We start from the raw sequence: 25,700 nt of genomic DNA, 5'->3' as shown, positions 1-25,700 counted from the left end.
GCACCTGCTGCTCCTCCGAAGTCACGCCGATGTATTCTCGGGGGCCTCTCGCCCGACAGGTCAGGATCTTTCGGATTTTTCGACCGCGAGCTTAGCTGGTCGCCGTAACCCATCTGAAATACCAGCCCGAATTATCCGCTTTCCCCTAAGCGCCATTCTCCGACTTCCCGCCGGCCAGTCGATGCCGCAAACTATTGGTGATGCAAGATATTGCGAAACCGATTCAACTTAAGATAACTATTGTTGAGGAAACTACGATGCAACCGGGGGAAAGATGTTGCGTCTGAGGGGATACACCGACGCGGAGCTGAGGACCGAGTTCGCGCGAAACAGAGACGATCTAGTCCAGCTCGATGCCTTGAACCGCGAACTCAATAGCCGCGACACAGACGAGGCGTTCGACCTCCAAATAGAGGTGGTGCAAGTCCTTACCAACCTCCGAAAGGCCGCGCAGACTAATTCGAGAGGAGATCCTGTTGCTGCCTGGCTGAAGGCTTTTCTCCTGAGCCGCCGCATGTCCGCAGCCGACGGGCGTCCTCTCCATCAATATCGAATGTCGGATGCCGAATATCAGAGCGCACGCTTACTTCTCAAGGCGTCGAGATCCAGACTTGATCGGGACGATGGTCCGGCGGCAAGTCTGTTTGTGGCCTTCTGCGCGGAGTGGTTTCGGCGCGAAGCGACATCATTCTTCCTTCGCTGGGATGCCCTTGCGCCGGATGTATTCAGCACCATTCCCCATAGCCGCCGTCGGAACCTCGTGGAGGTTGGGCTCAACTATTGGAAGCGCTCGCTGATCAAATCGGAGACGGCAACAGAGTTCTTGCTTACGATTGCGATCGAAGGCGGCATCTCGGCTCACGTGATCTCGGAATATGGTTCATCGTGGCTGGCAGAATATCTCCGAAAACTGATGAGGTTCGCTCTAGCCGACGGCAACCGTGACCATGTACGGGGGTTCGCCGGCGACATGTCCAACGAAATTCGAATTTCATTCCGGCAAGACGGGTTCATCGATCTCTGTTGTGAACTTATCCTGAAACTCGTCGAATGGAAGCGCATCGCGGATCAAGGACCGACCGGCGTCGACCCACTATCGTTTCTCGACGCCCAGCACCCGGACTGGAAGGATTCGCTCCCGATCTACATTCCCGGCGACGACGACAGGATCGCGAGGCGCCTGCTGAGCGGGCTACTTGTCGAAAAGGCTGGCCCGGCGGGCGGTTCCGGGATCACCTTGGACCGCTATCTCAAGTTCGAGGCCGGTGTCTGGCGACCGGCGGTTTCCCTTACCGCAGATGGCGAAGTCTCATCAGGCACGCTGCCGGGCCTCTCTGGTGTCGGACGCTGGAAGGCGAGCCCTTCCGGACAACTCGCCAACTACCTTCCCAGCCACATCGCACTCTTCGAGCCGCCAACGGAAGATCAACCGAAGTGGCGCGTCAGATCAATGACGTCGCTCGACAAGCTTCTCGTCGGTATCTCCCTGGCGCATACCGTCACAGTCAATCTGACCTGCGGCTCCGAGGTTTTCCCAGTCGCCTGGCCGGGCGGTGCCGGGGTCACCTCACGAGTCTTGTCGTTCCTGCCGATAGAGGTCACAGAGAGCGATGCGCCGAAGACGTTACGTCTAGTAAAGACGGGGTCCGCGAGCTTACCCGCCAACAAGATTTACGTACTTGTCCCCAGGGAGTGGAAGGCAGTTCCCTCGGAAGGGGCAGAGCCTGGTCCGACTTGGAATGCTGAAGACGAAGGAGTTCTGCACGAGGTCACCGGCACCGTCTACTTTATGAAGCCGGGCGCCGCGCCGGGCGAGCGCTACCGGATCGAGGCCAACAAGGAGGCCCGCCAGGAGTCTCTGAACCTTTCGTCCGCGGGCGAGGTCTCGATACACGCAGAAGATGGCATCGAAACCTTGGCAGGACCCGTCACGCTCGGCATCCTGTCCGAAGGCGCTACACGAGCCCCGGTGCCCGGAGAACTTCTGATCCGCTCGGTGGACGATCGATGGAGACCGATCACGGATCGAAAGATCACTTCGGCAGGTTCTTATGAAATTTCCTGGCGGGATCCAAATGCAGACATCCAGCTAGAGCGCCGAAGAATAGCGATTGTTCCTTCGGGAGGCCGTATACACGGGGAGATGGTCGGCGCGCAGGAAGGGCGAATAGTTCACGACCGGCTTCCTGGATGGCGCGTCGACGTGACGAATGAGATGACCGCCCTGAGGAAAACGGAGGGAGAACTACGGTTTACGGTGGTGGGTAAACCTAGATATCGCATTGACGCGATTCTTCATCCGCCCGTGGGTCGCCCGTTCAGGATAAGCGTCCCTATGAAGGTTCGCGAAGCCGCCATCATCCTTGCAGACGGCTCAGTGGTGAGCGGCGGACAGACAATCGACGTGACGGCGCTCCGCGGTGCCATCGCTGCGTCTCCGCACGCGACGACGCTGACCCTTTCTTCTCGAAACGATCGTTCGAACTCCATGCAGTTTCGATTTGCTGGGGAGTTTCCTCTGGCCGCCTTGAAACCGGCCGTCCAGGAGATGATGGCGCCGATGAACGATCAGGATGCCATGCTCGAACTCGAGTTTCTCGGCGAGACAAGGATTCCGATACGTCTCCGGAAGTACCGATACCCTCGCCCGGTCATGGTCGAAGGGGCCGTCGTGTTCGGCGAAAATTTCAGCGCCCTTCCCGTCGCAAAGATGATTCTTCAACCGGCCAAAGAGCACCTACTTCAGCGAAAACCCGATGGGAGCTTTGAGATTCCAGATTGGTGCCATGGCCCTTGCCTGGTCTATCTGCGTGATGGGCCAGATATCGTGGCCCGGCCGCTCGTAGTGAACCGCCCGATGCGCGACAATCCCACGACGCCGCTACAGGCAGCTCTAGCCCAGACCGAATATACTCGATTGAAGGTGGAGGTGGGCGCAGCCTTGGACGACCTGTCGAAGGGAAATCTTCCATCCAGCGACGTTCGTCTGCTCGTTGACATGGCCGTCAACTTGAACGGCATGCCCGCTACCGGGTTCGTCGCTCTGCAGGAGCTTGCATCTCGGCCGAAGGCTCTACTGCGACTTCTTTTGAGCGCTCCCGCGCAAGATCGCCAAGCTTTATGGGCTCTGCAGCAGGAGCTTCCATTCCTGTGGCTTGCTCTTCCGTCAACGACCTGGTCGCAGACGTTGATGTCGGAGACTGACGCTCTCCACGCGGCCCTCTCCCAGATGCCGGAGGACTCGCGCGTGCAAATGATCATGGCCCACCTCACGGGACTAAGGGAAAAGCTGGTTGAGATCGAGCCCGCTCTCGACACGGTATTCGTTCGCGCCGGATTCCCTCCGCTGGAAAAGCAGTCCCTCGACGTGGTGCTGCAGGGGTTTGTTCAAAGTCAGAGGATGCATGACGACGAGACGCAGAAGCCGTTGGGAAGGAACTCCGTCCTCGAAGACCTCAAGAAATCGGCGATTAGCCTCCCTAGCGATTTCCACCGCTTCAGCTTCGAGGAATTCGAGTGCATGGCCGCACCTGCGGCGCTCGCGGCCATCGCGGCAGGAAGGTTGAGCCTGTCAGCCACGACAGAACTGATCGTGCGAAAAACCCTAAGAGAACACGCGCACTTTGTGTCGTGCGCATACCCGCATCTATTGAAATTCTATGAGGTCCAGGCGTGAAGCCGTTCAATACTCTCTCCGACATCCGCGCCAGATCCGCCGAAGCGATCCTCTCTCAGTCCAGCGTACGAAACACCGCGTTGCTCGGCCACCTGCGGTCGATGTTCAATTCGCCGTCCACGGCAGAGGGAGGCCTGCTCCAGCAGCCCATCGTCGAAGGCGCACATCCGTTCGTTCCGGCGGACGTCGACATGGGCGGAGTGGATCCATCGGTCCTTCATCCCGACTTCGTTGCTGCAATAGACGCCCTCCCAAATGGCAGCGACTACCGCTTCCCGAAGAAGCGCCAGCCGTTCAAGCACCAGTTGGAGGCATGGAGACATCTCTCGAGCACGGGGAACCCTCAATCTGTCCTCGTCACTTCTGGCACCGGCTCAGGCAAGACGGAATGCTTTCTCTTCCCCATCCTCAGCGACCTCGTCTCGCAAGCGAAGGGTCGGTCGGCGCCGCTCGAGGGCGTGCAGGCGATCATGCTCTATCCGCTCAACGCCCTTATCGAGAGCCAGCGGGAGCGCCTATCTGCGTGGACGCGGCCCTTCGATGGACAGGTCCGATACTGCCTGTACAACGGCGACCTGCCCAACTCGCAGCCTGCAAGTCTGCACCGGGCCACACCCGAGCAGCAGGTCGACCGCGAGCAGCTCCGGGAAAGCCCGCCCCCCGTTCTAGTGACAAATATCACAATGCTCGAATACATGCTGGCGCGTTCCGAGGACCAGCCTATAATCGAGAAGTCCAAGGGGAAACTGAAGTGGATCGTTCTGGACGAGGCACATTCGCTTGTCGGAGCAGCGGCCGCGGAGATCGCGCTCCTCCTTCGACGCGTCCTGCTTGCCTTCGATTGCAAGCCGGAAGATGTCCATTTCGTAGCCACCTCCGCGACCATCGGTAGCGGCGACGACGTCCAGAACCAGTTGAAGCGTTTCCTCGCGGACGTCGCAGGGATCAAGGACGCCAACGTTCACGTAGTCGAAGGAAAAAGGCAGCTCCCTGCCCGTCCTGGTGCGCGAGGAAAGCTGCCTCCTGCAGATACCTTGAGGAACTTGCCACCGTCGTCGCTATTCGATGCGCTGTCCGCCGACGAGGCGGTTTGGAATTTCATCGAAAAGCAACTTTTCGTGGCCCCCCAAAACCTTGCGGAGTTCGAACGCGTCGCCCGTTCAGCCGGCCTCGATGCTGACGAATTCCTTGCCTTGCTTTCTACCGCGGCTCGGCCTCACCCCAGGACAGGCGAAGAGGAGCGGCTAGCGCCGATGCGCATACACAGCTTCGAGCGAGCGGTGCCCGGCGTATGGAGTTGCATTAACCCGGCCTGCAAGGATTCCCCCGACGGATGGCTGTTCGGCAAGATCTTCCTGGACCGATGCGATACGTGTCAAACCTGCAAAGCTCCGGTCCTCGAGGTCATAAGCTGTGTCGACTGCGGCGACGTCGTCCTGGAAGCAGAGGAAGATGCTGCCAACGACCGGATCCTGCCGACGCGCCGCGTGGCGGAGAGGGACGAGTTCGAATTTGAAGCTGGTCGCGAGCAGGACGAGGTCGACGCCGACGAAAACGCTGAGCCTGACGAAGCGACAGAGGTGGCACTTCGACGCCGGGTCCTGATCGGTCCTTCCACGGGCGGCCGGTTCCGGCCTCTGCATCTGTCGACCACGACATGGACAATCGAAGCGTCAGCGACGACCGAAACGGTCACCGTCGGGTCCGACCTTAAGGGCGATGCCTGCCCCTGCTGCAGCACCCCATCCAGAAACGGCATCGACAAGCTACTTCGTCCCATGCGCTTCGGTGCGCCCTTCATGATCGCCAACGCCGCGCCTATCCTTCTCGAGGGTGTCGACGCCTCCGGCAAAGCGGCAGCCGTTCCATCCGAAGGTCGCCGCCTGCTATCTTTTACAGACAGCCGACAGGGCACTGCGCGGATGTCTGCTAAAGTCCAGGCTGAAGCGGAACGAAACTTCCTGCGCTCTTTCGTCTACCACTCTGTCCAGGACTCCATGAGATCGGGGGCCGCCATCGACAAGGTCGGGCTCGAGACACAGATCAAGGCTCTTGAGACCGCGGTCGCCGCGACGCCCATTCCAGCGCTACAATCCATGCTGGACGACGCACGTAAGAAGCTAGCCGACGCGAGCGGACCTAACATGGAAGGCATCCGTTGGGGGGAGATGGTCGAACGCCTGAGCCGGACGAGGGAAGTCAGCGACTGGCTGAAGGACGTCTGGGAGCCGCGCGACGATGACTCTCTTTTCCATGATAACGCCCGGCTCGCAGACTTCCTGCTGATGCGGGAATTTGCGAGGCGTCCAAGAACCGCTCTTTCAGTTGAAACTCTGGGACTGGCCCGCCTTCGTTTCAAAGAGATCGACGACCTGACGACGATGCCGTCCGCCTTCTCGCGGTATGGAAAGTCCATGGAGGACTGGCGGGCCTTCCTTTACGCCATGACCACCTTCTTCCTCCGCGCCAACGCGGTTGTCGATGTACAGCAAGGCGTCATGCGCTGGATAACGCCGCGCGCAAAACTTCGGTCTCTGCTAGCACCTGGGGTATCGGCCGATGGCGATAGGCGGCGTCAGACATGGCCTGGGATACCTGGCAGGGCGATATCGACGCCGCAGTTTCTTCTAATGACCGGCCTCGGTCTGGACGTCTCGAATCCCGAACATCGAGCGGACATCCTCGAATGCTTCGACCGCGCTTGGCAGCAGCTCCAACCGTTATTCAGCAACGACCCGACACATCGCGCTCTCGATCTCCGCAAAGCGTATATCGCTCCCGTGGTTCAGGCCTATCTCTGCCCCCTCACACGGCGGGTTCTCGATGCCGCCCCTTTCGGGATCACTCCTCTCGGAAGGACCGCGCGACATGGCGCCCGTCGGCAGGTCGAAGCCATCGAACTCCCGCGTCATCCGCATCCGTTGATCGGAAGCCCCGATCTGACTAGGGATCGCGCGTCCACAAAGAAATGGCTCGAAGAATCCGACGTCATTGCATCGCTTCGGAACAGAGGCGCGTGGAACAACATCACCGACCGCGTCTCGATGTTCGCGGACTACGCCCGCTCGGCGGAACACTCCGCCCAGCAAGATAGCGCTCTGCTGCGTCGCTATGAGCAGATGTTCAAGGACGGCCAGATCAACATTCTGAACTGCTCGACGACCATGGAAATGGGCGTGGACATCGGCTCCGTGTCGACGGTGATGATGACGAACGTACCGCCGTCGGTGGCCAGCTACAAGCAGCGTGTGGGACGTGCCGGCCGCCGCGGCCAGCCGTACTCGCTCGCCTTCACGTTCTGTCGGGATCGTCCACTAGATCGCGAAGCGTTCACGTCGCCGATCAGTTACCTCAACAGGAGCATGGCGGCGCCGAAGGTTGCCCTGAGCAGCCGCCCCATCGTTCAACGGCATGTCAACGCTTATCTTCTGCGCCGCTTCATGGTGGAGCGCGGTGGCGATGCACTACGAATGACGATCGGCTCCTTTATGGGAACGCCGGCGAGGCTCGGTGATCCACGACCGCTTATGGCCGAGCGGCCAGTCTCCATGTTCAAGGACTGGCTGGCTGCTCCGACAACGGCGGCCGCCGTAACGGCCGATCTCGAAAAGCTCGTGCGGCACTCCGTGCTCGAGGGCGAGACGCTCCTTACCGACGCCTCGCGAACGATCATCGACGAGCTGCAGGCCAACTTCGAAAACGAATGGGACGGCCTTCTCGCGCTTGCAAAGGACGAAGGTGTCAAGGAAGCCGGAAAGAGCCGCATGGGAATGGAGCTTAAACGGCTTTGCGACGAGTTTCTTCTTAGCGCGCTAGCAGATCGCGGGTTCCTCCCTGGTCACGGCTTTCCGACCGGCGTGGTCACGTTCCTTCCTCACAAGCCGCGGAAGGAAGACTCTGTGGACGGAGGGCGGATGAAGAGGCTCACGGGTCCGCAGCGATCGTTGGATCTGGCCATCAGGGACTATGCGCCGGGGTCGGAGATCGTGCTCGACGGTCTCGTTCACAAGTCGGCAGGCGTCCTCCTGAATTGGAAGCGCCCCGCTAGCGAGGAACACATCCGGGACGTCCAGAGTCTGAAGTATCATTGGTCGTGCGACCGCTGCGGCACGAGCGACACGGCCCGCAGTCGTATGGCGGAATGCCCCGTCTGCGCGGCTACGGTCTGGAACCGACCCTATATCCGGCCGGCGGGGTTTTCAGTCGACGTCCGCGACAAGGTTCACGCGGAAACGGATATAATTTCATACGTTGCTCCAGAGGAGCCGAGCGTCTCCGTGCGAGCGAGCCCATGGACCTCCCTTGCGGTTCCGGAGATGGGACGTTTCCGGAGCAGCCGCGAAGGAGCGGTCTACTATAGCAACAGGGGACAGACGAAGAACGGCTATGCGCTGTGCTTGCATTGCGGCCGCGCGGCTCCGGATCATCAGGCTCTCGAGAATGGCGATGCCGACCCCACGCTAGGTTCGCCGCTGGCGCAGCATCCACCGCTCCGCTGGAAGCGGGGCGAAGATGCGTCCCGATGCCAAGGGAATGACAATGCCTGGGCGGTACGGCGAAACCTGGAACTCGGCTACGAGATTTCTACCGACGTATTCGAACTTCAACCGTCCGCCTCGCTGAAGAAGCCTGCGGCGACCGCTCTCGTAATTGCGATGCGCGAGGGTATCGCACGTATCCTGGGTATCGAAGCGGACGAAATGGGCTACGCCACTCAGACATCGGAGGGGCTTCTCGCTCAACATGCGCGGTCGGTATTGATCTTCGACCGGGCTGCCGGCGGCGCAGGCTTTTCAGCTTCCATCGCCAGCCGTCTCCCTGCGGTCCTTGGTGAAGCCCGCAAGGTGCTTGAATGCCGGAATCCTGGTTGCGTTACGGGATGCGCGGCATGTGTGCTGGTCTCGGATGCACCCTTCGAAGACGGCGGCTTGGACCGCTCGGCAGCCCTGCGCTTCCTGCTGAACCACCTTACCTTTCAAGATGCCTTGGAAGAAGAGGACCGCCTGTCACCGGACGCGGCAATTTCGATCTCGTTGGTGGACGAGGTCGAGCGAAGCCTTCGTGAAACGGCAAAGCCGACCGTCTACGTATTTCTCCCCGAAACTACCGACACCGGACGGCTGTCCGAATGGTATGCGACGGCATATCTCGATCGCTGGCGGTTCCTCGGGAACCGCGTGGTGATAGTGATACCAGACGGTTTCGTTTCGCGTTGCGATACCGCAGGCCGCCTGGCGCTTTACGATCTTGGACAACGGTTCGCGCAGGCGGGAGGCAGCCCTCTACGCACCGGCGCGGCGCCGGAGATCAATGGTCTGACCGTTGGTATCGCAGTTGCGTACCAATCTGCCATGAAGGTATGGGCGACACGAGATTCCTCATCTTGGGAGGCTAATCCAGAATGGGGCCAACCTATGTCGGCACCGATAATCGTGGGTTCGGCGAATGCCGAAATTCAGACTACCGTCGTTGAGCTTGGAAGCCTTCTCCCCGCCGCCTCGTCCCACTTCGAGCGGATCACCACGGAACTTGACCGAAGCCTCTCCCTCTTCGGTGGAGGCATGGCAAACCGGCTGCGGGCTCGTCTGGAGAGCGTCGGAATACCAAAGGCGCAAGCCATTCGAGGCATTTCCTACAGCGATCCATACATCAGGTCGCCCCTCGTTGCGAAGATGTTCATCGATACCGTGGCAGGCCTGCTGAAGGGAGCGGCGGGGGTCGCTGTCGAGCTTTCGACTGGTGCACCTGGCGGGAAGCTCAACATGCCTTCGCGCATTTTCGATGACTGGAGGCACAGCGTCGACGCCGAAGCTGTCATGAGCGAGTACGCCAAACTCAAGGGGATCGATCTGACGGTTCAATTCGCTCAGGTGCCACACGGACGTTACATGACCATCGCCTTCGAGGGTGGAGCGAACGCCACCATCGTATTCGACCAGGGCTTCGGCGCATGGCGAACGACATCGTCCGGACATCTCGTGGCACACGACTTCAGGACTTCGCCGCGACGGCAGGCGGAGGCTCTTTCGCGGTCGAGCGTCTCTGTCGCCAAGTCTGGATACGGCCCGACTTACATCGTCGCGTCAAAAGATAGCTGATCTTCTTTCACTAGAGGAGCGACCGCTCTGCCCCTCTAGTGAAAATTCCGTGCCTTCACCTTCAGCGTGTCGATGTGAAGATCTCTGACGAAGATGTCCCGCGGCTGCGGCACGGGCTTCGGCCGATCCCTGGAATCCGGACTGCCCGGCGATCCGTGCGCGAACTCGTCGCCGCGGCCCGTCGGCAGCTTGAAGTCCATGTCGCGGTCGGCCAGTCCGGACAGGTCTCCCGACAGATCGAAGAGCTGCTGCGCCACGAGATGGACGACGTCGCCTTGGGTAGCAGCGGGCGCGCGGGCATTACGCCGAAGGCAGGGGGTGAGATGGCTAGAAGACGGCAGAACCTCGGTGGCGACGGGCCGACGTTGAAGGACATCCGTGATGCTGTGATCCTGCTGGAATGTAATCGCTGCGACCGTCGCGACGGCTTTCATAGAAAGACCTTGGTGGCTCAGTACGGCGCAGGAGCGAGCTTGGCGAAGCTTCGCCGCAGGCTGGCAATGGGATGCGAGAAGATGTGCCATCCGGCCGGCGATCAGTGTGGAGTGAGGTTTCCGGAACCACAGATTGACAAGACGGCGGCAACGAAACAGGTACGGTTCATCGACGGACAGCAGCACGCTGAAGCCTCATCGGAGAGACCATGACTGCAAGTGCCAGACTATTGGGGCTCGCCGACCTCAAGATCGACCGTTTTTCGAAGGATGCGCTAACCGCGGCCTCAATGGTTCTCGCGGACGGCAAAAATCCGCTTCGTCTGGTGTTCTTTTCCGTGTCGATTAGGGTCCTGCTCGAACACGTCATGGGAACTCTCGCTCCCAGTGACGACGTGGAGAATTGCTCCTGGTACAAGAAGGAGCCGGAACGGGATGGGCCGGTTCGCGCTCAGCGAATTCAGTACTGGCTCCAGGGCGGCCTTACGGACGAATTTCTTTCGAGCGAGCTCGGCTTCGATCCTCGGCCGCTTCGGTCTCGTATTCTCCGATCATTCAACCGGTTGAGCAAGCATGTTCACGCTCGGCAGGGCACCTTGATTTCGGATCTAAATCTTCAGGACGGGGAAGTCGCACCAGTCGTTGACGACCTTGTCGATCTGTACACGGCTTACTTCGAATATCGCTCCGCCCTCATAGGGCCGTTAGTCGAGTCTCTCGATGAACAAGCGGTAGGCGATCTTATGTCTGAAACAATCCAGTCTCTTGACGAAATCGCCACCCATCACGGAATCGAGGAGATCTATACCGAAGATACGGAGGTGGTCGAAATCACGAGTTCATGGGTGCGCTACCGAGCTTCGGGGTCGATAGCTGTAAGCTTGCAATGGGGATCGAATTCCGACGTGCGGCGTGGTGATGGAGCGGAGATGGAGAAAAGCTTTCCATTCAGTTGCGATTTCGTAGTTCCTACCGAAGACCCGCGGAACCTCGATCTTGCGGAGATCGCTTCTGGCGTCGATACGGATTCCTGGTGGAGCGGTTGGTATGACGAGTGACACTGTGACTAGCGTTCGTACTGCACGCACAGACGGCTCCAATTAGCAGAACGGGTCGACGAAAGGTGCAATGGCACCATTTGTTAGCCGATGATCTACTTCACCGGCGACACCCATTTCGGCGATCCACGCGTCCTCCGTCTCGACAGACGACCGTTTCCCAACATGGTCGAACACGACGTCGCGCTCGTCCGGAACTGGAACGAGACGGTCGGTCCCGAGGACGAGGTCTGGCATCTGGGAGACGTCATGTCTTCTAAGGCCGGAAGCTGCGACGAGCTGCTGGCTAGGCTGAACGGCCGCAAGCACCTGATCATCGGCAACAACGACCCGGAGACGACGGCGGGGTCTTCAGGGTGGGAAAGCGTGCAGCATTACGGCGAACTCCGGCTGGACGGTCATCACCTTGTCCTGTGCCACTACGCTTTCCGGACATGGAACCAGATGGGCAAGAAGTCGATCAATCTGCACGGTCACTCGCATGGCCGGCTGAAGCCCCTGCCCCACCAGTTCGACGTCGGCGTCGACGCGCGGGGTCTGCGGCCTGTCACGCTCAATGACATTCTCCGCAGAAAGCCCGTGGCCGTCGGTTGGGACCGAGCCAATGAAGACTAGCGAGGGCGTGCTCACGACGCCGGACGGCCATTACGTAGTCGTTCGAGGCCGTCTCTGGCGGAAGGCGAACCCGCATCTGCCGGAGAATGAAAGAAAACGGCTAGTGTCGGAGCTGATGTCTGCTCGTCGTGGGTCAAGGAAGCGGACGACGATCCAGATCGGCTTCGCGCCGCAAGGAAGGCGGTGGACGCCGCGAAGGTCGGGCTTGGTGAGCGTGGGCCTGTGTGGTGGACTGACGGAGCGCCGGATCTCAATCGCCATATGGCGCGGACGACGGAATACGCGGAGTGGTTCGCGGCACGATCACCGGTTGTCTGATCTTTACCCGGAGCCCGTCATCATTTTAAATGCGAAGCCTAGGACCCACCGCTTCGATGTGGCTGTCCATTTCGAGGCAGTGCATGGCAAACACCGAATACCGCGACGCCGTTCGAATCCTTTTCCTTCTCGTAGAGGGTTCGGTGGAAAACCCCGATTCCGATACGTATTCCGGCTATCCGCGCCGTTTTGAAGGCGAAACCCGCCTCCAGGCCTTAGACTTCTGGGTCCGCTACCCCGACTACCTTGCAGACGAACTGCTGACGCAATACGACGAATCTAGGGAGCAAGCGCTTCTGGATGCCGCACGAGCGATCTTCGACGACAACGAACCTTCCGAGAAGGCCATCCCGATGCTGCGTCGCTACTTCGGCGCCTACGAGCCGCTCGACACCGTGCTTTCGATCCTGGCGGTCGCAGGACTCGTGCGGCCTGTTACCGTTCTTCATCCAACCGCAAATCCCCGTCACTTCCTCCTGAGCGAAGCCGGGATCGAACTCGCCGACCGGATTGTCAGGGAGCACTCGATCTTCGAGTGGTACGCTGGCCGCGCGAAGCTTGTCCTCAAGGTCGCCGGGGGCCGTGGCGGGAGCGCTCTGAAGGAGCGGCAGCATCAGCAGAAAGAATACCACGAAGCGCAGCTACACGATCTCATCCCGACGATTGCCGACCGCGTCCGTGCCAGACTGGAGGAAATCGAAGCATGAGCGCTATCACACGCGAGCAATGGGTCTCACAGATTGCCGAGAAGACCAGCAGAGGCGTAGACGAGGTCGAGGTGCTGCTCAAGCGGCACGGCATCGAACCCCGCCTGACGCATGCGATCCCCCGTCGCCTCAGGCTCGTTGACCTCAAGTTCGAAGGCACGAAGACGGGCGAGTACGAAACGTCGGCCATCGATTTCTCACTTGAGAAAATGGGCGTCGGGTTGCACGCCTTCGTCTCCTCGAAGAACTTCAAGGGCAAGACATCGCTCCTCAAAATCATCCGTTGGGCGCTGACGGGAACGCGCACGCTTCCCTCGGACATGAACGGCTGGTTCCGGACACTGTCGCTGCGGTTCAATTTGGACAACGACGAGTTCGAGGTGCGTCTGGATGACGCCGAACGGGGTGTCGGCAAGCTCGTGAAGTTCGTCCGCGGCAAGGAGTTCATGGTCGCGCGGTTCGAGGATTCGAAGGCCTTCGCAGAAGCGATGGACAGCTTCTTTCTGAAAGAACTGGGCCTCGACTCCCTTGAGGCGATCGCGGAGCGCGAAGATGGCACAGGCGTCGAGCAGCGGCATGGCTGGAACTGGCTGTTCGGAGCGATGTGGTTCGAGCCGGATCCTTCCACCGTGTTCGGCGGCTCGGACATAAGCCATGGAAAGCCGACGCGCATGATGCAGATGTATCTGGGCCTGCCATGGATCATGACGCGGGCATCGTTGATGGAAGCCAGAAAGCGCGAGCAGATCGAAGGCGATCAGAAAGCGAAGGCACAGCGGCAGGTCTCCGACGCGGCGCGGACACGTCTCGACGAGCTTAACAAGAGCCGGGCGAAGATCGTGTCCGTCCAGTCCAAGGAGAGGCCGGTTGCGGAAGTCCAGCGGGCCGTGTCCGACGCGCTGACGAAGTTCATGGCCGCTGCGGAGAGGGTTCGCAAGAACATCATCCTGATTGCTGAGATCGACGGTCAGAGGCGTGCCGCCGAAGACGCCGTCACCGCATCGTCGCGTGAGCTGAGCGCATTCCTGGAGAGTCAGGCGGCCGGCCACATTTTTCGTCGTCTCAACCCGGTCTCATGTCCGAGCTGCGAGGAAGTCTATGACGAAGACGTTCGCACCGTCAGGCAGGATCACCACGACTGCATCGTCTGCGGCCGCGCGGAGCCGCGGGGGCCTGACGATAGCGCGGGCGTGGAGGCAGAGCTGCGGGAAGCCGTGAAAGTCGCCAAGGACGAGGCCAAAAAGCTCCGGACCCGCCTGGCCGACTTCACCCGGAAGAAAACGGAAGCGGAAGCGGAGCGGGACCGGTACGACCTGGAGTCTCGTCGGCTGGAGCAGGAAATGAAGGACATCCAGTCCCGGCCGGACGGCCAGATGGAGCTTCTAAAGCTCGACGCCCAGATCGAGGAGCTGGAGAAGATGGCCGGCGACGCACCGACCACGGCACCTGCAGACGTCGGACTTCTCGATGCCGCCATCGCAGCGACCGAAAAGATGTACAGGGAAGAACAGACCGAGGTGCTCGGACGCGTCTCCGACCTGACGGCGAAGTTCGCGCAGGCGTTCGGCATCACCGACCTGAGAGAGGTGAAGCTGAAGGGGAACACGACCATGGACGTCTTCTTCGTGGGCGGCCCGAAGACCTTCAGCAAGTGCACGTCGGGAGAAAAGACGCGTCTCAAGCTCGCCGCGACCCTTGCCATGATCCACGTGGCCGAGGAGAGCGGCATAGGCCGGCATCCGGGCGTTCTGCTACTCGACTCCGTAGGAAGCGCCGAAGTCGTCAACGAGGACGTCTCCCAGATCATCGAAGGTCTGGGCAAGCTGTCGGAGGCCCTGCCGACTGTTCAAGTGTTTTTGGCGGGCATCGAGAACGATGCCATCCTCAGCCATGTTCCTTGCGACAACGTCGTCAAGAATCGAGCGGACGGATATCTGTGGTAGACGCTGATGCAGTACGACGAGATCATGGAAGGTCTGCTCTCCCATCAGGAGGCGCCGACCGTCGACAGCTTCGGAGGGCTTGAGAGCCTCCTGTCGGACGGCGTTCGCGTCGGTGCGTCGGTCTTCTCGGACATGCTGGTCGACCTGGTGCTGCCATACCGGGAGGGCCGCCCGGCGGACGTTGACAACTTTCTCGCCGAAGTCCTGACGGTCATCGACCGCGGCCCGGAGCTGAGTACGATCTCGGACCGTCTGCTCGCGCTGAATTTCTCGGAATCGGCGGCCGAGACGAAGGTGTTCAAGCGTCTCCTTTCGCTGGCCACCGAGCAGAGAAAACCGACGCCTCTACGCATTGCGGCGCTAAAAGGCGCGTTGGCGTTCGCGCGTGACGACGCCATCCGCCTTGCCAGGCTGATCGCCGATCTTTCGGAAACTTCTCCCGGAGACGAGCCGACATACCTCGCTCATGCTGCCAGGATAGCGGGCGTTCTGCATGGAAAGACCCGTAATCCTGCACTGGCGGATTTCCTTCGCCTTCTCGACGGCGTCGACGGCGCGGACGACCAGGTTCACTTCGAGCTTGGACTTGTATCCCTGCAACAGGCGATCGAAGCCGAAGACACAGCGGAAGTCGTCCGCCATCTGTCAGATGCGCGTGATGAGTTCGACTGCGCCGTCGCGTCGAGAGCATCCCGGCACGACGCCCGTTCCTATCAGATTGCGATCGACCTCCTGATGGAGTTTCACGAGCGGACGATCCCGGCGGGGCTGGATGAGTCCCTGCGCGCGATGCGAGCAAGCGCCTTCGCATACTCAGAATATTCGCTGATGGGCCGAAGCGACCCTGTTCTCGGGTCGATCGCCAGCCAAGTCGCGGCGCTCGCATCGCTTGCAGGCAATCTGGCAGCCCTGACCAGCAGGCTCGACGAGGACGTGTGGCTCGAGGCAGTTGAGATCATCGAAAAGCATCTGCTGTTTGCCTACGAGGCAAACCGCTCTGTCTTCGCCGGTCCTCCCGGCTGCGGCGTCGACTGCGTGATCAGACCCGTCCTTGAGCCACGCCTTTTCGGTAACCGCAACCACGTGCTGCAACTGTCGGCATGGCTGCGTCGGCATGCTGCGAATTTCGACGCCGAGCTGACACGCGACCTCGCCGCGGCTGTCGAGGCATCATACCAGGGAGGGCCCGATTTCCCTTTCGACGCGGAGTCCAGCGACCCACTGGATTCCGCGCTCAAGGAAAGGGTTCGATCCACTAGCGACGAGGCTTACGAGGATCTGGTGGTCACGGCGGCGAAGGTTGTGTACGCGCACCAATCGCAGAACGTCGGCATCGCAATCCGCAGAATGCTGGAGACCGTGGACCGGGCGTTCGCCTCCATTGAAGACTATGCGAAGCCCGCAGTACGAAACCACTTTCTGGCACTCGTACTTGGGGCTGCGAATTTCCTCGCTCAGAAGCTGGACAGTTCAGTGGAGATGGATCGCTTCTCGGAATATCTCTTCGAGCGTGGGAAGCCCCTCCCCCTGGAGAAGGAACTCCAGCAGGACTTCCTGCGACATGCACGGTCGGCCGGACTGCCGGTGACCGACGAACTGAGAGGTATCGGCGGCGGAAGGGCGGACGTCGCCTACGTGAGCGACGGCGTCGTCATCATCGTGGAAGTAAAGCGGGAGCTGGCCGACGCTTCGTTCGACAACCTCCTTGCTTCGTACGGAGAGCAGACCGCGATCTACCAGGCGACGAACGTCAAGCTGGGCCTGATGCTGGTCCTCGATCTATCGAAGAAGAACAGTCGTCTGGCCCATATGGACACCTGGTACGACACTCGCCTCGGCGATCTTCTCGACGACGGGACTGAGCGGGGCGTCCTGATCGTGAAGGTGCCTGGCCGCCGGGAGACGCCAAGCACCGCGACGGTGGCCGCCAAGGCTAGGAAAGGAAAGGCTCGTCTTGCCAAGTCTGTGAAATGAACAAACCGTCAGCGCTGCTAGCCTCGACGGCCCCCCGGCGTTGTTGCTACCATCAAGGCGCTTGATGCCGGCGGGACGGCAATCCACGCTCAAAGCATGATGATGAGAGCGATAAAGAAACGTACTCCGGAGGAGAAGCTGCTAGGGATCGCTCGGGCGTCACAGCTTCTCGGCGACGTCGCGACCGCACGCGCCGCTCTTGATCGACTGACTGCAGAACGGGTTCCGGAACATCTTGCACCTGAGATCGCAAGGGTCGCGAAGCTCGTCGCGGACGACTATGAGCGGGAGAAACCTCTTGGCGAGGGCGCTCTCCTTGATCTTGACCATTTTTTCGTAAAACTGGGCATCAGCCGGGGACGCTACCCCTCTGCAGTCTTGGAAACAGCGAGGCGGTATCGCTCACCCGCCCAATCCGTGGCTTGATGCGAGCTGATCGACGAAGTCTCTCGCCGACTCAGGGCCGTTGACGCGCAGCACTTCCTCAGGCTCGGAAGATGACATGCAATAGCAGGCATCGCCTTCATCGAGCGTGGCGACTACCGTGATTATCCCGTCTTCGACATCGACAGCCACCCAGTATCCAGCGATGAATTGGAAAGTCCGAAGGGCCATGCCCTGCACTTCTGCGGGCCGAGGAATTTCGCGGCCGTCCTGCCATTCCTCCTCCTCCAGAGCCTGAAGCTCGTTTGCGACATCGCTGTAGGACAACGAGCAACGCGTCGTCTGCTTCCCTGATGTCACGCCGAAGAAGTACAGCTTTGGGCCGTACTCGAAAAACACGATGACCATGACGTTCTCCTGTTCATGCCGCTTCTAACGGCCAGGCGTCTACAAGATCTTAAACGAAGGTCCTTGACGCCTCGAACAAAATAGGAACATATGCCCTCGCGACATCCTTCCGAACCCGCGATGAAAGCGGCGGATGTCCTTCTTCGTTTCCCTGAGGAGACATGTGATGGCCACGTTGCAGATACGAATAGGCGCCTTCCGCCGGGCTTGATCCCCGCGACGCAGCGCGTGACCGCCGTTTTCGTCAAAAAAATCGAGCTTCCAGAAAAAATATTTAGGCTGGCCGACGAGGTTCAGTGCGCCTGAAAATGCGCTCGAATCCTTTACGCACGACCGGCCTCGCGCACCCCGTGCGTAAGGATTCGCGAATCCTTGCCGACGACGACGCGCGATCTGGAAAGCCGTTTTGCGACGCCAACTTGCATTGCGCCACTGACGATGGCGACTAAGGCGACCGACCGGGAAATTCCCTGAGTGCGCAAGGATTCGACGCGGCCAAATGGCTTGTTTCGCGAATCCTTAAGCCATTGATTGGCAACATTTAAGGCCATCTGGAGGATCTTGTAATCCCGCTTTTCCTGGTCCATCTGGATCTCGTGCAGCCGATCGCTACCCGGCGGAAATGACTGACAAACCATCAACCAACGTGCTTCCGACGCCGGGAGCGCGAACGGGAAAGCCGTGCCCGCAAGACGCCGGCCCCGTCCAGGAGAAGGACTGCAGACATGGAATTCAAAAAGCAGCTCGAGAACGAGGCGCATTGGGCGCACGTCTTCTCTCCCGCTAACTTCCCGCACAAGACGATCAAGCCGGGGTCGCACTACAAGACCCTGCCCGGCTGGTTTCCGTCGTCGAAGTCGGTCAACGGACTGATGCGCACGAGCCAGCCGCTTATGCACGACCTGTTCATCCACCTCGACACAAACCCGGAGGTCGTCGCGATCGCGGAGTTTCCGGAGGAGGCCGAGTACTGGACGATCGCCACCAACGGCGAGCCGAACCTCCGAACGCATTTCCCCGCCGCGGCGGTCAAGACGCGGACCGGCCGGGTGGTCGTGTTCGATGTCGAACCCGTCTACGTCCAGGAAGAGCGTGGCTGGCTGCCGCGGCGCACGGCGGATCTTAAAGCCCATTGCGCAGGACTGGGTGCACACTACCATCTTCTCGACGAGCGGACGATCCATCTAAGGCCCGTCTTCGACAATCTCAGGCTCATGTGGCTGCACAAGCGCGTCGAAGCCCAGCATCCGGAAATCGACGTGATCGCGCAGAGGATCGCCGACGCCGCGCTACCGCTCAGGATCGGCGACCTGATGCGCCGGGTCACGCCGAACGCCTTCTTCGGACAGTGGGAGGGCGAGACGACCGCCACCATGATCCCGGAGGTCAATCCCATCTTCACCGCCGTCATGCAGCTCGCGATGGCCGGCCGGGTGGAGGTCGACCTGAACCGGCCGTTCTCCCAGTGGACCGTCGTGCGCCATCCCTCGCATGCGCTCGCCGGGCGGCGCGCCCGGACCGCCGCGGCCTGACGCGGCAGATTGAGGGAATCCGATGGCCAACGGCTACGATACAAGACTGCGCACCATCCACGAACTCAAGCTCGGGCCGGACCGGCCCGAGAACGCGCCTGTCCAGGGGTTCGACCTGAAGCCGGGCGACGCCTACGTCGTTTCGACGCCGGACCTCCTCAAGCACGGGACGTTCGTGTTCGAACGCTGGTTCCAGCAGGACAGCCAGTCGGCCGTGAAGGCGATGATGAAGCATGTCGACTCCAACGAGACGGCATGGCTCTCGAACTGGCATCTCGCAGAGCTGTCGCGTGCGGGACGGATTCGTCCGCTCGTCGGCAACGAGGAGGCGCGGCGAAACCTGCCGGGCGGCGCGCTTGCAGTAAAGGAGGAAGCCCTGAAGCGGGCGGGGATGAAGGTCGCCTATGTCGAGGCGGCACAGGAACTGATGCGCGAAAAGAACGGCGCCGGCCTCACCCGCCCCGACATGGAGGCGCTCATCGCGGAAGTGGCCGAGAAGATCGGCGACCCCAAACCGCCCTGCCGTGCCTCCGTCTACAACTGGCTCGACAAGGACCGTAGTGGCGGCAACTTCGATCCTCTGATGAACCACGTCCGCAAGGAAGGAAGCGGATGGTGGCGCAAGACGCTGTCGTCCGAAGTGCGCGAGCTGATCGCGTCCGCCATCAGCTCCGCACTGCAGGTTGGCGGCCGGATGGACTTGATGAAGACCCTGGTCATGCGGCTCGTCAAGGAGGATGGCGACTACTTCCACATCCGCGAGCAGGTCATCGACGTCGACGGCGGCCTCAAGATCAACGAGACCGCGATCTATCGCGAGTCGAAGAAGATGGGGCCCTACGTCCACGACCACCTCCTGCACGGTCGCGACTATGCCGAACGCGTGCATGGTTCAGCGATCGCGCAGGTCCGGCCGACCGCGCCGCTCGTCGTCGTCGACGTCGACCACACCACGCTCGACATCACGGTCTACGATCCCGAGCTGCCCATCGCCTACGGCAGGCCCGATCTGCTGGTCTTCCGCGACCGGTACACCGGCATCGTCGTCGGATGGTCGGTCAGCTTCGGGAAGCCGTCGTGGCAGACATTCCTGGACGGTCTGCAGCACATGATGTTCGAGAAGGACCCGAACACCATCAACGGCGCCCGGTATCCATACTTCGGCAATCCGCTTCAGCTAGGGACGGACAACGCCAAGCACCTGGTGGGAATGAACATCCAGGAGGCGGCGCGGCAGCTCGGCTTCGCCACGGTCGCCTACCGCCCGGCCCGAGGCTGGGAAAAAGGAGCGCTCGAGCACCTGTTCGCGATCCTGAACATCCATGTCGAACACGTGCTGCCGGGGACCACGAGGGGAAATCCGCAGGAGCGGATGAAGCTCGACGAGGAACGCCGCAAGGCGGAGCCGGTGCTGACGCTGCCGGAGTTCCAAGGTTTCCTTGAGTACTATTTCGTCAACATCCTCACCAAGGAGCCTCACAAGGGACTGGGCGAACTCGCCACCATCAAGGGCGTCTCCGAGGACCTGTGGCGCGAGAGCATCCGGAACGCTCCGGTGCGGCCGCTGATCGACCGGGACATCTTCACCAGGCTCGCGGGCGACGTCACCTACAGCACGATCACGAACAACGGCTTCCAGTGGGACGGCCTGTACTACGACTGCCCGGCCCTCCAGTTCGTCCGGAGCGGCGGCCACTCCCGAGGCAGGGGGCATAAGACCGGCCGCCGCGGCCATAAGGGCACGCAGTACAAGGCAAGCCGGAATCCGAACAACCTCGGAAAAATCTGGGTCGTCGATCCGTGGGGCGAAAAGGACCGGGCGATCGAGGTTTCGATCGTCGGCGCGCAGGCCGAGTACGCGACCGGCCTTCGTCTCGACCAGCACAAGAAGATCGTCGCCTACCGTCGGGAGCAGGCAAAGGAAGCGGGCCGGAAGCTCGGCCTCCTCGAGGCGAAGATGGAACTGGCAGGCGCCATCGTCGCCCTTCATCAGAAGCGCAAGAAGGCCGGCACCGCGTCCATCCTGGCGCAGTGGTTCAGGTCGATGACGACGAAGTTCGCCCGCTCGCGCCGCTACGAGATGCGCACCGTGAACTACGACGGCGGCCACTTCGACCTCGTCAATCCTACGGTTGTCGACGCCCCGCCCCCGTTCAGCACCCGGTCCAGGCCGGTGATGCCGGCCGGACGACATGAGGAGGCATCCCCTCCATTCGACGACATGATCGAGCCGCCCTTCCCGGCACAGCCATCGACTTTCGATCCCAACTACGACCACGACGACGATGAAGGAGACTGGAATGTCTGATCAGGAAAAGACTGCCGACGAACTGTTTCACATGCATTCGTTCGAAACTCCGGAGGCTCGTCTCGCTGCGAGCAGGCTGAGCGTGGCGAAGAGGCAATGGATGATCGAGCATATGCTCGTCGAGTATCATACCTTCAACGTCGGCACGAGACAGATCGCGACCCTCCACAAGCCGTTCGACGGCGGCACCGCCTCTGGGGGCAAGGTCGGCGCGCTGCTCGGAGAATCCCGGACCGGAAAGTCGTGGATCTGCGAGGCTTATGCAGCGCGACATCCTCCACGGGTCGAAACGGACCAGGAAGTGTTCCCCGTGCTGTATCTGCCGGCGGACGTGCGCTGGACGCCTTTCGACTTCGCGCAGGAAGTCAACACGCGGACGGACAACCCGTTTGCGACAAGACGCGGGGGCGAGAAGGAATACATCCGCCGCGCGATCAGCAGGCTTTACGATCTGAAGGTGGAACTGCTGATCGTCGACGACGCCCAGTACCTGTTCTTCGAGCGCCGCGCGGATACCGTGATGGACATGTTCAAGATCCTCAAGCGGATCCTCGACATCAAGCAGACCAGCATCCTGCTTTCCGGGGAGGAGCGGGTCGACGACTTCGTGAGTTCGATCGACGCGTTCAAGCGTAGAGGCTACAACCGGGAACCGCTCAGGCAGCTTACCGGCAGCGACCGCGATCTCGTCAAGTTCGGCTCGCTTCTGAAAAGCATTGACCGGCGTCTGCCCTTCGCCGAATCCTCCGGCCTCGACGCCAAGGCGATCCGGAACGACATCCACAAGTTCAGCAACGGCCTGATCGGCGTCGTGATGGATCTGATCTGGGCGGCCTCCGCGCGTGCCATCAACCGTGGCGGTCTTCGCATCATGCTCGAGGATCTTAGAGCCGCGTCGCTGCCGCGCGCGGGCCTCGGCGACCCCTATAAATATTTTCGGAGCGCTTGAATGAGACCCCGATTTCGATTGGCACGTCCTTTCTCGCGCTGGAAACTTCGACCTGTTCAAGGCGAGGCTGCGACATCCTACTTCGCAAGACTTGTCCGGGAGCAGGCGGCGACGGCTCCTGCGACCTACGCGCACGCTCTCGGTCTTCGGAGCGGCAAGTCGCATGCGGCGGACGTATTGAAGAGCGTTACGTCGTTGCCGATCTCGGAATCCGAACGGGCAGGTCTTCTGCACTGGACGCCCGTCGCACAGAAGAAGGGACTGTGCTACGGCGGAAACCTTATCAACGAAAACACCTTCAAGGTCAGCCGGCGGCTGCACTGCGCGTCCTGCGTGGCCGAGGCGGCGTACCACCGATCGTGGTGGAATCTGAACGGATTCGAAACCTGTCCCTTCCATCGGGAAGTACTCTTCGCCGTTCCCGACTTCGAATACCGCGCGGGTAATTGGCCGCCAACGTATGAAGGGCCGCCACCTCCCTCCGGCTATGACCACCGGGCAAGGCAGGCGGAAGACGGACAGTTCGAAACGTACCTGCTCCAGCGCCTGGGTCTTCTTTCGCAAGGTGCAGCGCCACTGCTGGACCTCTGCCCGCTGTCGGATGTGATCTGGTATTGCGGCATGCTGGGCCGTGCGCTGAGAAACCCGGTGGCAGGCAATCGTCCTCGACGTCGTCCCGGCGACTACCAGGCCGGCTTCGAGGCCCTGCGTTTCGACCGCGAGGTGCTCGCGGTCGCGATCGGAGAATGGGTCAAAACCTACAAGGACGATATAAAGGCAGTAACGAGCGAGGAGATGCTCGGCTGGACCGCGCTGATCAACACCGGCCGGAATGCCGCCTATACGCGGACGCTTCCGCTCCTCGGACAGGAAATCGTGCTAGCGCAGACCATCGCCTGCCGTCGTACCGGGATCGTCGGCAACAGGCGGCTTATCGGAAGTCGCGTGAGGATCTGGCCGATCCCACGTGCCCAGGCAGCGCGAGATCTCCACGTGACGGAGACAGGCATGCAGCTTCTGGAACGACAGGCCGGACTGCCGCCAAAGACGAAGTTCTTCTGGCGAAAGCAGTTCGAAATCCTCGGGGAAGCCCGACGCACGGCGCAGGACGCGTCGGCGGTCGCCAAGCGGCTCGGCTGCCAGCGCGGCGACGTGGAAGCGCTTCGGCGAGCGCGGGTTCTATTCCCGATCCTTGCGGCGCGGGGCTCGACGACGCTCGTCTACCTTCCAGCAGCGGTCGACGAGATGCTGGCGAAGGTGAGGACGTCGGACGGCGCGGAAAGCGGCGTCACGTTGGACGCGTACGCGCGCGGCGCCGCTATCACCCGGCACGAGGCCATCTTGAAGCTGGTGAAGGGAAGGATTCTAGCTGTCGGACCTTCCGCCTCGAACATCCGCTTCGATACTGTCCGGGTCCAGAGCCCGCGGTCGGCAAGGCGCTACGGCGGAAAGCCCTCGGCTCTCGGACGGAGAAGCCCTTCCGGCGAGACGATGCTTCGCAGCGAGTTCGCGGCACTTACAGGTTTTTCTCCGTCCGCGATCACCCGGCTCATGGAACAGGGGGTCCTTTCCGACGACGGAGGCAGGATCATGCCGCGTCGAAAGGCGCTCGAGTTCCACCGGCGATATCTCAATCCGAACGCTTTCCTGCGCGAGCCGATGACGAGGCAGCGACTTCGGGACCTGGGCATCGAGCCCCAGTTCACGGGCGTCCAGATGGCGACTATCGTCGACCGGCAGCAGTTCGAATCGGTGACCGGCGCCAAGACGCTCCCCGACGAGCCGGCGATCTTCCAGCTCTGGGGGCTGCTGCGACAAGCTGCGGCGGAGCACGCGCCATCATTTGTAATTCCAGAGCACGCCGGGGCATATCGAATGCGAATTCGCACGAGCGCATCCAAGTGTCCGTTCAAGATCGAACTTTCCTCGGATGGCTTCACGTTCAAACGGACGTTCGAGTACTCCATAAGGTTCGACTGGAAGGCATTTCTATCTGAGAGAGAAAACATCCGCGAGGCGATGAAGGACTTCGAGTGGATCGAAACGGGGCTTCGCGTCGACGCGGTGCGAACGGCTCGTGACCAGATCGAGATCGAACAGTGCATGCGGGCGCTCGGCGAGGTCTGCGACCTTACAAGGTTCAGGATGCCGTAAGCCGATCGTGACCGTAAGACCGACGGAAGAGTGAAGGCCGGGGCTGTGCTCCGGCCTTTTGCGTGGGCGGAGCCGCCAAACCTCGGGAAAGTCAGTCCAGAATTATGTGAACGAAGCGTCATCCAGTCCAGAATTGAGCGGCGACAGTCTAAAATTTCACGTGCGGACAACTCCGAAAAATCAATAATTTCAACGGCCTTCAGTCCAGATTTATGCGCTGGCCGAGACACGAGCAGCAAACCTTTGCATATGGCTATGAAGTAAAGGACCCACATTCAGCGCTGAAGGGCGTCCATCATCAACTACGTTGTCCAATCCGAGTTCTTCGGCAACATCACGATGATGACACACCGTAGCTTGCACTACCCTTTTGATGTCTTGTCGCTGCGCGTCCGTTTCCGGAGACATATTGATCCTGCTCAAGGTGGCCGCGATGGAATTGGTCACCCTCGTACCCTGATGGCACGGCCTGCACACGCTAAACACCGGTTCGCGCGGACGCGGCCGTCCATCGAAGATTGATATCGGCGGAACATGGTCGATATCCTGCGCTGCCTCTGTGCCGCCGCAGTAGATACAAAACGGGTTCTCGGATAGCGTCCTTTTAGTGAACGACTTGCGTTGTCTGGCTTCTCCCATCGGTACCCTTTCGCTTCAATGCCAGCGATTCGAATCACCGTCTAGGTTAGCGCCGCCGGTACGTTGGTTCCTACAGTCCGTTCGCTCGTGGGGTTTTGGGTCCCATCTAGGGGGCACAGGGGGGAGTCGCGTTGCCGTTGTCACGTAGGTGGCCTCTCAGAAAAGTCACCCCCTGACAAAGTCGCGCGTTACTGGCATTAAGGGATGATGGTTTGTGCACCGGTGCAACCGGCGTAAGAGGGGCTATCGGAACGAGTTTGCACGGCCACTGGCACGCAGAGATGCCAAGTGAAAACGGATAAGGGACCCATTTTTATACTCCCAGTTTTGAGCGCGACGACTAACCCCGATGTGACATCATGCTTTTGTCGCGCTGACCTGATGTGGTGGACGGCCTCCGCTCCCGGCATCGCAATGTGCCAAAGTGTGGCTGTCGAAAGTCACATAAGGGAGAGCCGTCCATGGAGAAGATTACCACAATTGGTCTGGATATCGCCAAGCAT

Annotated in this window: 14 protein-coding genes and 2 pseudogenes; 12 read left to right on the top strand and 4 right to left on the bottom strand. The window is 60.7% G+C overall.

What is annotated here, in order from left to right; all coding sequences use genetic code 11:
* The first annotated feature begins 274 nt into the window (after nt 1–274).
* On the top strand, nt 275–3,676 hold the full coding sequence (locus HGP14_RS13285; RefSeq protein ID WP_168830342.1) for an STY4851/ECs_5259 family protein: 3,402 nt from the start codon (nt 275–277) through the stop codon (nt 3,674–3,676).
* A complete protein-coding gene (locus tag HGP14_RS13280; protein ID WP_168830341.1) occupies nt 3,673–9,774 on the top strand; it encodes a DEAD/DEAH box helicase in 6,102 nt (2,033 codons plus the stop codon). The genes HGP14_RS13285 and HGP14_RS13280 overlap by 4 nt, the downstream gene beginning before the upstream one ends.
* Before the next feature lie 35 nt (nt 9,775–9,809).
* Here HGP14_RS13280 and HGP14_RS13275 read toward each other — a convergent pair.
* Nucleotides 9,810–10,052 (bottom strand): annotated as a pseudogene (locus HGP14_RS13275) (hypothetical protein); the annotation flags it as partial.
* Between the two features lie 365 nt (nt 10,053–10,417).
* On the opposite strand from HGP14_RS13275, the gene HGP14_RS13270 reads away from it, so the two are divergent.
* The 6 genes and pseudogenes from HGP14_RS13270 (at nt 10,418) to HGP14_RS13245 (ending at nt 16,823) form a co-directional block, all read left to right on the top strand.
* Entirely contained in the window at nt 10,418–11,266 is an 849-nt protein-coding gene (locus HGP14_RS13270) for a hypothetical protein (RefSeq protein WP_168830340.1), read from the top strand.
* 90 nt (nt 11,267–11,356) lie between these two features.
* Nucleotides 11,357–11,881, top strand: coding sequence for a metallophosphoesterase family protein (locus HGP14_RS13265; RefSeq protein ID WP_168830339.1), 525 nt, complete (start codon nt 11,357–11,359; stop codon nt 11,879–11,881).
* A pseudogene (locus HGP14_RS35500) lies at nt 11,871–12,199 on the top strand (hypothetical protein). Before HGP14_RS13265 ends, HGP14_RS35500 begins: the two are co-directional and overlap by 11 nt.
* A gap of 83 nt (nt 12,200–12,282) precedes the next feature.
* Nucleotides 12,283–12,906 (top strand): hypothetical protein, encoded by a 624-nt coding sequence (locus HGP14_RS13255; protein ID WP_168830338.1) that lies wholly within the window; start codon nt 12,283–12,285, stop codon nt 12,904–12,906.
* On the top strand, nt 12,903–14,849 hold the full coding sequence (locus HGP14_RS13250; protein ID WP_168830337.1) for a hypothetical protein: 1,947 nt from the start codon (nt 12,903–12,905) through the stop codon (nt 14,847–14,849). Before HGP14_RS13255 ends, HGP14_RS13250 begins: the two co-directional genes overlap by 4 nt.
* 6 nt (nt 14,850–14,855) lie before the next feature.
* Nucleotides 14,856–16,823, top strand: coding sequence for a hypothetical protein (locus tag HGP14_RS13245; protein ID WP_168830336.1), 1,968 nt, complete (start codon nt 14,856–14,858; stop codon nt 16,821–16,823).
* A gap of 159 nt (nt 16,824–16,982) precedes the next feature.
* Here HGP14_RS13245 and HGP14_RS13240 read toward each other — a convergent pair whose 3' ends face one another.
* The 3 genes from HGP14_RS13240 to HGP14_RS13230 all read right to left on the bottom strand — a co-directional run bounded on the left by HGP14_RS13240 (nt 16,983) and on the right by HGP14_RS13230 (nt 18,202).
* On the bottom strand, nt 16,983–17,153 hold the full coding sequence (locus HGP14_RS13240) for a hypothetical protein (protein ID WP_168830335.1): 171 nt from the start codon (nt 17,151–17,153) through the stop codon (nt 16,983–16,985).
* A 72-nt stretch (nt 17,154–17,225) separates the two neighbouring features.
* Entirely contained in the window at nt 17,226–17,615 is a 390-nt protein-coding gene (locus HGP14_RS13235; RefSeq protein ID WP_168830334.1) for a hypothetical protein, read from the bottom strand.
* Nucleotides 17,616–17,938: 323 nt separating this feature from the next.
* Nucleotides 17,939–18,202 (bottom strand): hypothetical protein, encoded by a 264-nt coding sequence (locus HGP14_RS13230; protein WP_168830333.1) that lies wholly within the window; start codon nt 18,200–18,202, stop codon nt 17,939–17,941.
* Between the two features lie 138 nt (nt 18,203–18,340).
* On the opposite strand from HGP14_RS13230, the gene HGP14_RS13225 reads away from it, so the two are divergent.
* From HGP14_RS13225 to HGP14_RS13210, 4 genes are read left to right on the top strand one after another with little or no spacing between them, the layout of a single operon-like run.
* The gene (locus tag HGP14_RS13225) at nt 18,341–19,147 is read left to right on the top strand and encodes a hypothetical protein (protein ID WP_168830332.1); all 807 of its coding nucleotides are present in this window, start codon (nt 18,341–18,343) and stop codon (nt 19,145–19,147) included.
* A 22-nt stretch (nt 19,148–19,169) separates the two neighbouring features.
* Nucleotides 19,170–21,455 carry a DDE-type integrase/transposase/recombinase gene (locus tag HGP14_RS13220; RefSeq protein WP_168830331.1) on the top strand — a complete coding sequence of 762 codons (2,286 nt, stop codon included), beginning with the start codon at nt 19,170–19,172 and terminating at the stop codon, nt 21,453–21,455.
* Nucleotides 21,448–22,404: an AAA family ATPase gene (locus tag HGP14_RS13215; RefSeq protein ID WP_168830330.1), complete on the top strand. Its 957-nt coding sequence runs from the start codon at nt 21,448–21,450 to the stop codon at nt 22,402–22,404. The genes HGP14_RS13220 and HGP14_RS13215 overlap by 8 nt, the downstream gene beginning before the upstream one ends.
* Nucleotides 22,405–24,558, top strand: a complete 2,154-nt coding sequence (locus HGP14_RS13210) for a TniQ family protein (protein WP_168830329.1) — start codon at nt 22,405–22,407, stop codon at nt 24,556–24,558.
* Nucleotides 24,559–25,700 lie beyond the last annotated feature (1,142 nt).

The sequence above is a fragment of the Rhizobium sp. P32RR-XVIII genome (assembly GCF_012641395.1).
Classification (GTDB): domain Bacteria; phylum Pseudomonadota; class Alphaproteobacteria; order Rhizobiales; family Rhizobiaceae; genus Rhizobium.
The sequence above is the reverse complement of the archived record's forward strand: the minus strand, read 5'-3'. Positions and strand labels throughout refer to the sequence as shown.

What these genes read in the sequence shown, in the direction of transcription:
- HGP14_RS13285 (WP_168830342.1), top strand. Translation starts at nt 275, where the DNA reads ATGTTGCGTCTGAGGGGATACACCGACGCGGAGCTGAGGACCGAGTTC.
- HGP14_RS13270 (WP_168830340.1), top strand. Translation starts at nt 10,418, where the DNA reads ATGACTGCAAGTGCCAGACTATTGGGGCTCGCCGACCTCAAGATCGAC.
- HGP14_RS13265 (WP_168830339.1), top strand. Translation starts at nt 11,357, where the DNA reads ATGATCTACTTCACCGGCGACACCCATTTCGGCGATCCACGCGTCCTC.
- HGP14_RS13255 (WP_168830338.1), top strand. Translation starts at nt 12,283, where the DNA reads ATGGCAAACACCGAATACCGCGACGCCGTTCGAATCCTTTTCCTTCTC.
- HGP14_RS13250 (WP_168830337.1), top strand. Translation starts at nt 12,903, where the DNA reads ATGAGCGCTATCACACGCGAGCAATGGGTCTCACAGATTGCCGAGAAG.
- HGP14_RS13245 (WP_168830336.1), top strand. Translation starts at nt 14,856, where the DNA reads ATGCAGTACGACGAGATCATGGAAGGTCTGCTCTCCCATCAGGAGGCG.
- HGP14_RS13240 (WP_168830335.1), bottom strand. Translation starts at nt 17,153, where the DNA reads ATGGTCAAGATCAAGGAGAGCGCCCTCGCCAAGAGGTTTCTCCCGCTC.
- HGP14_RS13235 (WP_168830334.1), bottom strand. Translation starts at nt 17,615, where the DNA reads ATGGTCATCGTGTTTTTCGAGTACGGCCCAAAGCTGTACTTCTTCGGC.
- HGP14_RS13230 (WP_168830333.1), bottom strand. Translation starts at nt 18,202, where the DNA reads ATGGACCAGGAAAAGCGGGATTACAAGATCCTCCAGATGGCCTTAAAT.
- HGP14_RS13225 (WP_168830332.1), top strand. Translation starts at nt 18,341, where the DNA reads ATGGAATTCAAAAAGCAGCTCGAGAACGAGGCGCATTGGGCGCACGTC.
- HGP14_RS13220 (WP_168830331.1), top strand. Translation starts at nt 19,170, where the DNA reads ATGGCCAACGGCTACGATACAAGACTGCGCACCATCCACGAACTCAAG.
- HGP14_RS13215 (WP_168830330.1), top strand. Translation starts at nt 21,448, where the DNA reads ATGTCTGATCAGGAAAAGACTGCCGACGAACTGTTTCACATGCATTCG.
- HGP14_RS13210 (WP_168830329.1), top strand. Translation starts at nt 22,405, where the DNA reads ATGAGACCCCGATTTCGATTGGCACGTCCTTTCTCGCGCTGGAAACTT.